The sequence below is a fragment of the Bacillus sp. FH genome (genome assembly GCF_052216825.1).
In the GTDB taxonomy this organism is placed as follows: domain Bacteria; phylum Bacillota; class Bacilli; order Bacillales; family Bacillaceae_G; genus Bacillus_A; species Bacillus_A paranthracis.
Genome location: NZ_JBQOUU010000001.1, coordinates 368869 through 381823, shown reverse-complemented (window position 1 = coordinate 381823; position 12955 = coordinate 368869). Strand labels below are relative to the sequence as shown.

Genomic DNA, 12955 nt, shown 5'->3' with positions numbered 1-12955 from the left:
ACTAGCTTAAAAGTTTCATAAATACAATCATGAAGAAGGAGTGCTATATATGAATGCAAAGCATAAAAAGGTTTTATTGTTAACAGAGATGGAACAAGGAATAGAGCCTATTATCCAACAAGTAACTAACATTCAACGAGAAAATATGTTGACTATACACAGCTGTGATTCTGTAATTGTACATCCTTTTGGAGATATAATGAGGTCTATTATTATTGCTATTTATGAAGAAAATGTGGAAGAAATTTTTGTTGTCGGAATAGAGGATAAAGAAACTAATGTATTTAATCTGCAAATTCAACGTGATTCTATAAAAAATAACAAGGAACTAGACTATCTCTTTGAAAATTGTATGCCTGAATTTTCAAGTGGTAGCCTTGAGGAATGGCTAAGTGGAAAAGGAAATATTAGTGAAAATATTGAGAAGAGTATAGATATGATTCGTCATCATCCGTTAGTGCCTTCTAATGTTAAAGTTCATGGCTTCATGATTGATAAAACAGGTGGAAAAGAAACAGTTGTTAAAGTTTCAGCTAATAAAGTAGCTGAATGCATAAATTAAAAACGTAAATAAAAACTTGAGCATAATAAAAATGCTCGAGTTTTTATGTGTATGAATGGTAATCTAAAATATAGAATATATACATCTTAGGGAGGTCATCTTTGTGAAGAAATGGATAAAAATTATGCTGTACTCTTTACTAGGTATTTTACTTATAGGAAGTATTAGTTTTTTTGTTTGGTCTCAGTTTAGTTACAAACCGACGAAAGAGGCTTTGTCGTTAGTGGATGATAAAAAAGATGAAGATTATATAGCTTTTGGAGAGAAAGATGCTAAAATAGGGGTTATTTTTTATCAAGGAGCGAAAGTAGAAGCGGAGGCTTATAGTTACTTAGGGGAAGCACTTGCAAAAGATGGACATTTTGTAGTAATGCCTAAATTACCATTAAACTTAGCGATACTTGGAATCAATGAGGTAGATAGTGTAATTGAAAAGTATCCGGAAGTTCAAAAATGGTATGTTGCGGGGCATTCAATGGGCGGAGCTATGATTTCTAAGTATGCCTTTCAACATGAAGAAAAGGTAGACGGGATTATTTTCTTAGGTTCGTATCCTGCAGATGACTTCTCTACTAAGTCGATTCCAATGTTATCAATTTACGGGGAAGTAGATGCTTTAGCAACTGTAGAAAAAATAGAGAACAATAAAAAGTTCATGTCAAAAAATACAACTATGCACATGATAAAAGGGGGCAATCATGCTCATTTTGGCATGTATGGCGAGCAAAAAGGTGATAATGCGAGTTTAATTACGCCAAAAGCACAACGAGATGAAACAGTGAAAGTAATGGAAGAATGGCTATTGAAACAATGATAGACCGGAGAGCCAACTCATACGAGTGGGCTCTTTTATTTAACTTCTATTTCCAATTTCCTTCTTATTTTCTTCGGAATATCCTTTTCAGTGATAATGTCGTAAGAATACACATACTTTCCTTTCACATGAATTTTTAAGTAAGTTTTTCTTATAAAATCATTAGGCGTGTTCGTTCCCACTTTATATTCTTTCTCATTGCTTAATTCATCAAAACTTTTTAGTGAGTAAATAGCCCGGCCTTTATAATGATAATCTGGAACGCCATAACCTTGCGCAACCGCATATACATTTTTTTCTTCAGCAATCGGATTAAATCTGTCTAAATCCCCGCGTAATATGAAAGGTAGTAAGTATATAGGAAGACCTATTCCTATTATGCAAATTACAAATTTTTTCATGATCGTTTCTCCTCTTGTTAAATTACTTATTTTTAAGTATAGGAAAAAATTCTTATGAATTTAGAAGTGAATTTCTTAAGTTTTTCTTAAATAGATGTTTTAAGGAGCCATTGTATGGTTATTCTTTCGTACAAATCGTATTATTTTTTATTTATATCTTCGTGGCTTTTATGCAAAATACAATATTTCTAGATAAAATATAAACTCCTTATATATTAGGAAATGTAATTTCGTGAATTAATTATGAATATATTTTATTTTGAAAAACATCCCTTGATAAATACACAGAATTATTGTAAAGTGATGATAATTAAAATATATATTGTTTGAAAGCGATAAAGGGAAATAGTACAAGTAGTTTTTTTGGAGAGCCGGTGGGTGGTGTAAACTGATAGAAGGAACTTGTGAATCCGTCCTTGAGGGAAATGAGGAACAATTCAATGTGAAGTGCGTAATCGTTTCCACCTACAAGCAGTTAATAATTTAAGTGGAGGGCGTATATTTTTACGTTTTTAACTAGAGTGGCAACGCGGATTAGCTTTCGTCCCTTTTATAGGAACGGGAGTTTTTTGTATTTTATCTAGTTAAAATGCAAATTTGAAAAAGGTTAGTTCCTTCATTAATAAATATAAAAGATTAAGGGGATATTGTTCATGAATAATCAATATAAATTAATAGAAGAATTTAATAATGCGGAATTTGATAAAAGTTTAAAGTGGTTTTCTCCCCCTAAAGATTGGGAGGTTAATAGCAATAAATCGAAGTTAATAGTCAAACCGGATAAAGAGACAGATTTCTGGCAAAAAACACATTATGAATTTCAAGTTGATAATGGACATTTTTTATACTATGAACTAAATGGAGACTTTAGATTGATCACGAAAGTAAAATCTAAACCAGCGAATAGATATGATCAAGCAGGTTTAATGGTTCGATTTTCAAAAGATACTTGGTTAAAGACATCGGTTGAGTATATACCTGATGACAATAGTAAATTAGGTGTTGTTGTAACAAAGAATGGATATTCTGATTGGTCTAGTCAGGAGTTTTTTGGAGATTTAAATTCTCTTTATTATCGCATAACAAGAAGGGGAAATAATTACTACGTTGATTATTCATTAGACGGGGATTTATGGAAACAAATAAGAATGGTTCACCTTTTTGAAGAAAAAGATTGCATGAAAGTTGGCATTTATGCTTGCAGTCCACAAGGAGATGGGTATGAAGCAGAGTTTGAATTTATTAAGATTGAAAATATAGATGATAATACAAAAGTTTATTAAAGTGGAACGTTTTGAGGTATCATATTGATGCAATCAATGCAGCTGGCATTCCAATTGTCATCTATCAAGGAATAAATAGTGGCGTTGGTTTGCCAGAAGGTTATCGTCTGGATCGAAATGTTCTAATAAATGATGAGCTTGCTGCTATCGTTACCGCTCTCCGTAGTATCTCCACTTCATATGGTAGAGAGCAATACCGACGTCTAGTAGAAAAAATACATAGTTATTATATAGCCATCATATGAAGAAGAATTTCAAAATAAAACAAACCGCGTACTAATCAATTATTCTTCTTGGGATGGTATTGGGTATTTTCGACCGAAACTAAAAGTATTAGACGAAGCGTTAGATGGCTATGTATTAGTAAACTTCACCTATTCAGATGCAAAAGGTGAAGTTTACAAGCGAATAGTAGAGCTACATATGCTCATTCTCAAAGGAAGAGAATAAGTATTAACAAATTTATTGCCTAGAGAAAGAAACGATCCGTCTTTTTAAACTAAAAAGAATGAAAGAGGTTGTGATAAATCGTGAAAGAATCTTCATTCGTCGGGATGCTACTATTCAGGAGCATATCAAAAGCGAGAGTAAATCTAAGCCATCCAATGTACCAGAAGTTCTCCTACGTTTCCAAGATGAAGCTCGCCATTTGGCAGAAGAATGGTTTGATATTTAAGTGCTTTTACCACTTGAGGATGGCAGTTGGCTAATAAAAAAGGCGTATCCTGAAAATATCAATTAAAAAAGTTTACTTAATTGTATTAGAATTTTATTGTAATTAGGAAAACTATATATAAATTAGGATTTATAGTACTACTCTGTGCATTCCATCTCTCTCTTTTTTGCTTTAAATGTAGATTTTCGTTTTACCTTTATCTCAGCAAGTATAACACCGCTTAGAATAAGTAATGCTCCGATATACCCTTGGATTGACAATAATTCGTTCATGAACAGGTATGCAAACAGTGCAGAAAATACAGGTTCTAATGAAAAAATGAGTCCTGTATGTGTCGGTGTTGTGTATTTCTGTACCATCGCCTGAATGATGTAGGCAAAAGCACTGCAGAAAATACTTAACACCAGTACAGCGATCCAACTCTCTTTAGTGGATGGAAGTTGCGGCTCTTCGAAAATCAGGGCAGAGAGTACGCCAAACCCTCCTGCAAATCCCAACTGAAGAATCCCAAGCTGCAATGTATTGGCAACTTTAGCCGCTCTTCCGGTGACAATAATATGAAAAGCATAAAAGAGAGCAGCTAGTATACAAAGTAAATCTCCAGAATTGAGTGTTAATTGATTATTCAAAGTCAGTAAACCAATTCCAGTCATTGCAACAAGGGAACTAATGATCAGTCTGTAACTCAGTCGATCCTTGAACAGAACGATAGATAATAAAGGGATAAAGATTACGGTCAAACTGGCTAGAAAACCAGCATTTGAAGCTGATGTCGTTTTTAAACCTAAGATGACTGAAGCAGATACAACGAAAAGTAAAAATCCTAGAATAAAGCCGTATTTTAGAGTGACAAAATGAATTGAACGAATTTGTTTAAAAAAAACAGCAGCACAAACCAAAAAAGCAATACCAAAGCGCAATGCAACAAGAGAAAATGAAGGGACAGTTTCCAATCCGATTTTCATAAAAAGATAGGAAGTACCCCAGGTCATTGTAACAAGTAAGATCATAAGATTAGCCTTTATTGGTTTCATTTTTAGTTCTCCTTTAAAATTTTTATGTACTTAGTTTAATTGTGATTCAAGTATTAGTAAAACGAATATATGTAATGATATACTTGAATAAAATTCATACATGAGAAAGTAGGAGAATCGATGAGTCTGACTAAGTTAGAAATCTTTCTGAAGACGGTTGAAATGGGGAACTTATCAAGAGCGGCCGAAGCACTGAATTTGACTCAGTCAGGTGTCAGCCATGCGATTAGAAGTCTTGAATTGGAGTATGGTTTTCAATTGTTACTCCGGAATAAAACAGGTGTTCGATTAACGGAAAATGGTGAGCGTGTTTTAACGCATGTTCGTGAAGTAGTAAATCATAATGAGCGATTAAAGCAAACTGTTGCAGATATTAATGGCATAGTGGCAGGAACTTTGCGCATTGGTACCTTTACAAGCGTGTCTATCCACTGGCTGCCTACAATCATCCATCGCTTTCGCTTGGAGCATCCTCGAATTGAAATCAAATTAATGGAAGGTGATTATGGAATGATTGAAACGTGGATTCAACAAGGGGTGATTGACTTAGGTTTTATGTCACTACCATCATCGGGCCATCTAGAATCTATTCCACTAAGAAAAGATCGAATGTTATGCATCCTTCCTAAAAATCACTCATTAAGTAAACAATCCATAATTCAGTATGATCAGCTCGAGAAAGAGCCTTTTATTATGCCTGCTTCTTCATGCGGTTACGATGTTAGGAAAGTATTAGAAGCGGCTAGGGTTCAGCTCGATATCCAATTCGAAACCGGTGATGATCATGTGATTGTCGCGATGGTGGAGAACGGGCTGGGAATCAGTGTCATGTCTGAACTCGCATTACAAGGACAAAGCGAAAATGTTACGATTGTGGAGTTGGAAGATAAACCTGTACGATCACTTGGGCTGTCACTTACTTCAATTAAACACGCATTACCAGCAACAAAACGGTTTATCGAATATACTCAAAAATGGTTAGATGGTGATTGAATATATCGGCAATCAAAACAAAATCAACAGTCAATGATTTTCAGGCCATATAGGGGTAGCTCCACATACCCATCAACCTAAGAATCCAGAATTACCCCAAAACGAAAAAATGAGCTTTTTGTTACAAGTTAGCACAAATTTTCATTCTGGTGGGTACTATAAAATTTTAGCTTGATGGCGATGGGTTATAATCATAATAATGTAAGTAAATAGTTTTTTTGCGATACTTCAATAGTGAAGTATCGTTTTTCTTTGTATAACTAAAGCCCAACTATAGAGCTTAGATTTGCAATAATAAATGTTTTTTCATTAGATAATTACTTTACCAAGAATCGGGATGTTTGCGGATACATTTATTTTTGGGATACATAATTATATTTAGAGAATACCCAGTTACAGTATTTGAACTTTTAATAAGAAGGGATGCGAAGGAATGAACTCACAGAGACAAGGCTATGCAGGCTGGTGGCAAGGCGGACACGGTGGTTGGCCGGGTGGACACGGCGGTTGGCAAGGTGGACACGGCGGTTGGCAAGGTGGACACGGTGGTTGGCCGGGTGGACACGGCGGTTGGCAAGGTGGACACGGTGGTTGGCAAGGCGGACACGGTGGTTGGCAAGGCGGACACGGTGGTTGGCAAGGTGGACACGGTGGTTGGCAAGGTGGACACGGTGGTTGGCCGGGCGGACATGGTGGTTGGCAAGGTGGACATGGTGGCTGGCAAGGTGGACATGGTGGTTGGCCGGGCGGACACGGTGGTTGGCAAGGCGGACATGGTGGCTGGCAAGGTGGACATGGATATTAAAAAGGTACTATAAAATCATTTTTTTATGCAAAGTTTGTATATTTTCATTTGTATAGTAAGGATATAATGAAAACAGCAAAAAAATTCTGTGAAGTAAGGATTCTATCCGTAAAATGAAAGCAGTGGAAATGTCAAAAGAACAAAAGACACCGCTTTTTATTATTCAAGGAGAACGAGACTATCAAGTTCAATCGAAAATCGAAATCCCTCTTTGGAAAGAACAACTAAAAGAACGAGGTAACGTTGATTATCGACTATATCCAAAGTTAAATCCCTTATTTACAGAAGGTTATGAAGAAATAAGTAAAACGGATGAATATTATAATTCTGCTAATATCCCTGAGTATGTTATAAATGATATTACTGCTTGGGTGCAAGGAAGACTGCAATTAAATTAGCAACCATATGTTTTAATAAAGACTTTCTTTCTGCGATTAAAATAGAAACATTACTATTAGGTTATATATTTTTTTAAAACACTCTTTGAAAAGGAGTGTTTTTTTATTTTTCCAAATAGAAATTTTCTATAAAATAAAGGGCTTGCCTTCCAAACAAATCGTTATTTGTAACACTGCTATCAAAGGAAAGTGCTCGTGACATCTCGTTAATATTGAAAAACATTAATAACTTATTGTGTGAAGTTTTTTGAAAATTTAGGTTTAACATCTTTAAAATAGGTGTATTACATATTACATAACAACTAAATAAGAAAATAAAAAATCTAAAGGAGGAAAAATACAATGCATAAGAATGAAAGAAAACCGGTGGTTCATGAATATGATAATGAACATGAAGTAGTTATGAAAGTAAAAGAGCTAGAATTACAAGGGATTCACCAAGATGACATTTACGTCTTAACACATGAAAAACATCTAACAAAAAAGATTGCGGATGATACAAATATAAATACGATTGGAGTAAAAGAACAAGGATTGGGCACAAGTATTATCAACTTTTTCTCCAAAAAAGGGGACGAACTCCGAAATCAAATGGAGGAAATGGGGTTGTCGAAGGAGGAAGCTAACTTATATGAAGAAAAACTAGATCAAGGGAGAATCTTACTCCTAGTAACAGCTGAAACACCAACGGCGAGTGATAGGCAACCGCAAAACTATTATTCTCTCTAATAGACTGCAATAGGTAAGGTAATTATTTTAGCTTGTAGCATGGAAGAAAATAAAAGTGGAGAAGGGTGAGAAAAAATGAAACATACAATATTTAAATACGCTATGATTGGGATTACGACTGGAGTTATAGTCTCCTTATTAAAAAAGGAAAATCGGAAAGCGATACAAACAAAAGGAAAAAGCGTAAAAGAAAAATTGCAAGAAGGAAACATAAAGGAAACATTGGAGAAGGTAACCGAAACAAGTAAACAATTCTCTGTAACTGCAGCTAATGTTGCAAAACAAACATTACCACAACTGCTTACAGCCACACCAGTTGTCATTTCTACCATTAAAGACTTAACAGAAAACGAAACGAACAAAAAGAAAACAGATGAAAAGGATAACGAAATAAATCAAAACAGTAAGGACATAGACGGAGAAAAAACGAAAAATGAAAAGAAATATATGAAAGAAGAGAGTGCTTAAATTTAATTCTAAAAAGAGAAAGTGAGGAAGAAAGTATGAAATCTCTGTATGCAATTGATGTAGGAATTGGTTTTACTAAGCGGGCATATCGACAGGATGTAGATTCTGAGGTGACGATTAAGAGTGAAGCTTCCACACTAGCCCCTGTACCTAATCATGATGAAAGTGAAGATTTAACAAAGGTAAGTTTTATAGATTTAGACTTTGCATACTACATGGGAAATGAAGCGCATCAATCTGACGCTTCATTGCTTCCTCCATTTGACGAAGAAATAGAAAATTATTATGAAAGCGAACGGTTTAAACAACAAATATTTGGTTGCATTGCAAAGGATTATAAAGAAAATGTCGTGTTACCTTTAGTTGTTACCGGGCTTCCTGTCACTTATTTTGGTAGTCAGCATGAGCAATTACAACGTGCACTAAAAAAAGAAACTTCTGTGCAAATTGATGGGAAATTTATTACTATTACGGTGGAAAATGCTTTAATTCTTCAGCAACCGGTCGCTTTACATGCCTATTTCTTAAAAGAGGGAATCATTCAGGAACAAGATCGTATCTTAATTATTGATGGTGGATTTCGTACATTAGAAATGACAGATATGAAACAGAATGTCATTTTAAATCATTATGAGACGGAACTAGGATGTAGCAAGCCTTTGAAAAATATTAAGAATATCGTGCAGAATCATGCGGGTGAAAGTAATCAATTGCATATTAACGATATGCCAAACATATTAGAAAAAGGATATGGAGGTCGAGAAGAAGATCCTCAGACAAGTCAGGTTCATACTTTGATTCAAAAAGAGTTGGATGCACACTTCCAAGACGTTATGCGTGTATTACAAGAACAATTTAAGTTAGACCAGTATGACACTATTATTTGGACAGGAGGAATAGTAGATCTCCACAAAAAACGAATTGAAAAAATACAAGGTGAAATTTCTTCTTTCCGTATGGTAGACGCTTCGAAAGAGGCTGCACTTCATGGATACTACATGATTGGAAGTCAAGTATTTGACGACATCACCAATCAATCTGTATATGAATCTAAATTATAATAACGACCGAAATGGAGTTCGTTGAATAGACGTGCCAAATTATGTAGCTTCTTTTCCATATATAAAAAATGCTTTATAAGAAAAGATAAAAAGTGCTTGTATAGAGGAAATGTTTAAATTTGAGAATAAAAATAGCTAATATATAGGGGGTCTTCCTTTTAATAGAATAAGACCTCCTATGCCATTTGTTTTGTAATTTAGTTGATCTAAAAACTTTTCCTCCAAGACATGAATACCTACATACAAATTTCATATTACGGATATGATTCGATCAAACATAAAACTATTTAGAAAGGAAGAATAATATGGAATGCATAAAAATGCCGAAATGGAGTTGGTATCATGTGAAAACTAGTGAGCTTGAAAAACTTTCTTCTATAATTCCTCGTGATGTAACATCTTATTTCTCTCAATTTATAAAGAAAATAAGTTCTCCTTGTGAAAATGGATTATATGTTTATACGTTATCATCAAGTCAAACTTGTGTATATGGTTCGTTTTTATTTGATCAAGATAAAAAGGACGCCAAAATTCAAAAATTTCTTCATTATTTCGTAGCTCATGGAATACTCATAACGGTCCAGGAAAAAGAGGAAGAGGATTTCCAAAAATTAATACATAATTCCTCTTTTAGTGTGAAAAATTGTAATAGTTCCGCTGAAGGATTATGTGCTATCTTATCAATCTTTATATCTCACTACTTGCGAAAGGTTGACTATTTCGAAAACAATTTTAGGAATGTATTATGGGATTTTTATCATCATAATAACATAGCAGTTTTAGAAAGAATTTATCATATTCGTCATGAACTATTTATGAACACACATGTGTTTCGCTTAATACAAGAAGTGTTACAAGGCCTGAAAGAAGCTTGGTTAGAAAACTTAACAAACACTCTTTGTTATAAACAAACAAACGTAAAATTAGAGCGTGGATTACAACTTGTTAAAGAGTACCAAGAAGAATTGGACACGATGATTCATTTACAAGAAGTTGTTTCTTCACATCGTGGGAATGAGATTATGAAAGCTCTTACTGTATTAACTGCTGTAAGTACGCCTTTGACGGCCTTAGGAGCATTGTGGGGGATGAATTTTAAATATATGCCTGAACTAGAATGGAAATATAGCTATTTAATTGCTCTCTTATTTATTATTTTCACAACAGGAGGTATGTATTTGTATATGAGAGTGAAAGGATGGACAGGTGACTTATTACGAGTAAAGAAAAAGAAATCCTTTTTTAAATCTAATTAATCTTGTTTATAAAATATATGATAGATATACGGTTAGTAATATTTATTAATTGGGGTAGTATCATTTCGACTTTACAATAGGGATATCGCTGCTTTCAGCAAAACAGACTTCAGAGGCGATTTAGCCAAGATTAATATACCTACCCTTGTTATTCATGGTGATTCAGATGCAACTGTACCATTTGAATATAGTGGGAAATTAACACATGAAGCACTCCTATTATTCTTAAAGGACTGATTACAACTATATCATTGTTAATTGATACATGATAAATAATTTGCAATTCTATCATATTTTTTCTAATAAATGGAAATACCTAAAGGTGAATAATTTTGAGGAGGTTTTCAATTATGGAAGAAAACCAGGACATGAATTCTCTAGAGGAACAAGACGTGAAACGTGAGACATTGACAACACGACAGGGGCACCCTGTGAAGGATAATCAAAATATCCGAACAATTGGGAATCGTGGTCCAGCAACACTTGAAAATTATCACTTCATCGAAAAAATTTCTCATTTTGATCGAGAAGAGGTTCCAGAACGTGTAGTACATGCGCGAGGAGCTGGAGCATTTGGGTATTTTGAAACGTATGGAAAAGTTGGAGATGAGCCGGTAGAAAAATATACTCGTGCGAAAGTGTTTTCGGGGGCTGGCAAAAAAACACCGTTAATGGTTCGTTTTTCTACAGTAGCTGGAGCTAAGGACTCACCAGAAACAGCAAGGGATCCACGAGGTTTTGCAGTGAAAATGTATACGGAAGATGGTAACTGGGATTTAGTAGGGAATAATTTGAAGATTTTCTTTATTCGTGATGCGATGAAGTTCCCAGATATGATTCATGCGTTTAAGGTTGATCCGGTTTCGAATGTGGCGAATCCTCAGAGAATGTTTGATTTTGTTTCTCGTACCCCGGAGGCAACGCATATGATTACATTTTTATTTTCTCCATGGGGTATTCCAGCAACATATCGCCATATGCAGGGATCTGGTGTGAACACTTATAAATGGGTAAATGAAAAAGGCGAAGCGGTATTGGTGAAATATCACTGGGAGCCGAAGCAGGGAATTCGAAATTTAACACAAGAAGATGCAAACAGTATTCAAGCAATGAATGTTAGTCATGCAACACAAGATTTATATGAAGCAATTGAGCGCAAAGATTATCCAGAGTGGGAGCTATTTGTACAAATTATGGAGGATGATTATCATCCAGAACTCGATTTTGATCCTCTTGATGATACGAAGCTTTGGCCAGAGGAGCAGTTCCCCTGGTTACCAGTAGGACGTATGGTTCTTGATCGTAATCCAGTTGATTACCATTCAGACATTGAACAAGCTGCTTTTGGTACAGGAGTACTTGTTGATGGCATGGACTTCTCAGACGATAAAATGCTACAAGGTCGTACTTTCTCTTATTCAGATACGCAACGTTATCGCGTTGGTGCAAACTATCTACAATTACCTGTTAATGCACCTAAAGCACCTGTTCGTACAAATCAACATCGTGGTCAAATGGATATGCGTAATCCGAAAGAGTCTGGAGAAAATCCGCATATTAACTATGAGCCATCTATGCTGGGTGGTTATAAAGATGCAAAACAAGAAAAGCACCATCCACACCAACCAACTTACAATGCGGCTGCTATGAGTGCACCAATCGATCGTCCTAATAATTATGGTCAAGCAGGTCACACGTATCGTAGTTTTGAGGAGTGGGAACGAAATGAGTTGGTTAAAAATCTATCTGAAGCACTTGTAGTATGTGACAAAAGAATTCAGAATGCGATGATTGAACACTTCACACAAGCTGATGAAGATTATGGCCGTCGTGTTAAAGAAGGTATTGAAAAGAAAATGAAAGAAGCTAAAACGGAAAACAAACTTCCAGGCCGCGAAGTAAGTAAATCAAAATATGGTCAAGGGTCATTAGCTGCAAACGAAGCAACAAAAGATGCAGTAAAGAAAAGCCATGAATCAGATGCTTATTAATTGAAGTGAGCACAGTAGAATACCTAGAGATTCCGTGAAAATAGTTAGGTAGCCTTCCATATGATTGTTAAAATGTTTTTTTATATGAGAAGTACTAAATATCATAAGATAGTTCATAAACAAATAAAAAATAAAGTTTCAAAAAGATGCTCTTGGATAAATCCAGGAGCATCTTTTTGAATGCGGCGTAGTGCACCACTGTAACCAATTTAAAGAATCGAAATCTTCTATAACGAAATTTTTGCTCATTTTTAAATGTTGATATTGAAATGTTAGGTTGATAAATCTCTATTAGTTTCGAGTTGAATATTTTTCTTAACGGCTAAAATTTATGGATTAGAGTTTTTTTGTCTCTTAGGTGGATTGCTATATTACTATCAAGATAATATTTTGAATAATCCTCAAAATAAAGAAATGTTTTTGTCAGAAAACGATAAAATCTTATTAATTTTTATAATTAGTAGAATTTTTATAGAAATAATCC

At 34.7% G+C, this 12955-nt stretch carries 14 protein-coding genes and 2 pseudogenes; 13 read left to right on the top strand and 3 right to left on the bottom strand.

All coding sequences use genetic code 11. The features are described from left to right. Window positions 1-49: 49 nt before the first annotated feature. The gene (locus ACTT1L_RS02080) at window positions 50-562 is read left to right on the top strand and encodes a carbonic anhydrase (protein WP_098671989.1); all 513 of its coding nucleotides are present in this window, start codon (window positions 50-52) and stop codon (window positions 560-562) included. A gap of 103 nt (window positions 563-665) precedes the next feature. Next, window positions 666-1376: an alpha/beta hydrolase gene (locus ACTT1L_RS02075; protein ID WP_208755470.1), complete on the top strand. Its 711-nt coding sequence runs from the start codon at window positions 666-668 to the stop codon at window positions 1374-1376. Between the two features lie 35 nt (window positions 1377-1411). Here the strand turns inward: ACTT1L_RS02075 and ACTT1L_RS02070 are convergent, their stop codons facing one another. Next, entirely contained in the window at window positions 1412-1777 is a 366-nt protein-coding gene (locus tag ACTT1L_RS02070; protein ID WP_442821765.1) for a YxeA family protein, read from the bottom strand. 653 nt (window positions 1778-2430) lie between these two features. On the opposite strand from ACTT1L_RS02070, the gene ACTT1L_RS02065 reads away from it, so the two are divergent. Both ACTT1L_RS02065 and ACTT1L_RS02060 read left to right on the top strand, forming a co-directional pair. Further along, window positions 2431-3060 (top strand): DUF1349 domain-containing protein, encoded by a 630-nt coding sequence (locus ACTT1L_RS02065; RefSeq protein ID WP_001992595.1) that lies wholly within the window; start codon window positions 2431-2433, stop codon window positions 3058-3060. Window positions 3061-3071: 11 nt separating this feature from the next. Continuing rightward, complete coding sequence (locus tag ACTT1L_RS02060) at window positions 3072-3305, top strand: transcriptional regulator (protein WP_011181751.1); 234 nt, start codon at window positions 3072-3074, stop codon at window positions 3303-3305. A gap of 568 nt (window positions 3306-3873) precedes the next feature. On the opposite strand, the gene ACTT1L_RS02055 is transcribed toward ACTT1L_RS02060, so the two are convergent. Then, a complete protein-coding gene (locus ACTT1L_RS02055) occupies window positions 3874-4770 on the bottom strand; it encodes a DMT family transporter (protein ID WP_442821764.1) in 897 nt (298 codons plus the stop codon). A gap of 120 nt (window positions 4771-4890) precedes the next feature. On the opposite strand from ACTT1L_RS02055, the gene ACTT1L_RS02050 reads away from it, so the two are divergent. From ACTT1L_RS02050 to ACTT1L_RS02040, 3 genes and pseudogenes are all read left to right on the top strand, one after another. Further along, complete coding sequence (locus ACTT1L_RS02050) at window positions 4891-5763, top strand: LysR family transcriptional regulator (protein WP_048556953.1); 873 nt, start codon at window positions 4891-4893, stop codon at window positions 5761-5763. Between the two features lie 433 nt (window positions 5764-6196). Further along, a complete protein-coding gene (locus tag ACTT1L_RS02045; protein ID WP_442821763.1) occupies window positions 6197-6568 on the top strand; it encodes a hypothetical protein in 372 nt (123 codons plus the stop codon). Between the two features lie 98 nt (window positions 6569-6666). Continuing rightward, a pseudogene (locus ACTT1L_RS02040) lies at window positions 6667-6966 on the top strand (alpha/beta hydrolase); the annotation flags it as partial. Window positions 6967-7069: 103 nt separating this feature from the next. Here the strand turns inward: ACTT1L_RS02040 and ACTT1L_RS02035 are convergent. Continuing rightward, window positions 7070-7189, bottom strand: a complete 120-nt coding sequence (locus ACTT1L_RS02035; protein WP_074541039.1) for an acyl dehydratase — start codon at window positions 7187-7189, stop codon at window positions 7070-7072. 119 nt (window positions 7190-7308) lie between these two features. Here ACTT1L_RS02035 and ACTT1L_RS02030 point away from each other — a divergent pair, with 119 nt between their 5' ends. The 6 genes and pseudogenes from ACTT1L_RS02030 (at window position 7309) to ACTT1L_RS02005 (ending at window position 12471) form a co-directional block, all read left to right on the top strand. Next, window positions 7309-7695 carry a general stress protein gene (locus ACTT1L_RS02030; protein WP_000549420.1) on the top strand — a complete coding sequence of 129 codons (387 nt, stop codon included), beginning with the start codon at window positions 7309-7311 and terminating at the stop codon, window positions 7693-7695. 75 nt (window positions 7696-7770) lie between these two features. Further along, window positions 7771-8163 carry a hypothetical protein gene (locus ACTT1L_RS02025; protein ID WP_000683204.1) on the top strand — a complete coding sequence of 131 codons (393 nt, stop codon included), beginning with the start codon at window positions 7771-7773 and terminating at the stop codon, window positions 8161-8163. 35 nt (window positions 8164-8198) lie between these two features. Continuing rightward, window positions 8199-9224, top strand: coding sequence for a ParM/StbA family protein (locus ACTT1L_RS02020; protein ID WP_000839467.1), 1026 nt, complete (start codon window positions 8199-8201; stop codon window positions 9222-9224). A gap of 305 nt (window positions 9225-9529) precedes the next feature. Then, on the top strand, window positions 9530-10480 hold the full coding sequence (locus ACTT1L_RS02015; RefSeq protein ID WP_000388894.1) for a magnesium transporter CorA family protein: 951 nt from the start codon (window positions 9530-9532) through the stop codon (window positions 10478-10480). Window positions 10481-10543: 63 nt separating this feature from the next. Further along, window positions 10544-10717 (top strand): annotated as a pseudogene (locus ACTT1L_RS02010) (alpha/beta fold hydrolase); the annotation flags it as partial. A gap of 113 nt (window positions 10718-10830) precedes the next feature. Beyond that, a complete protein-coding gene (locus ACTT1L_RS02005; protein WP_442821762.1) occupies window positions 10831-12471 on the top strand; it encodes a catalase in 1641 nt (546 codons plus the stop codon). Window positions 12472-12955 lie beyond the last annotated feature (484 nt).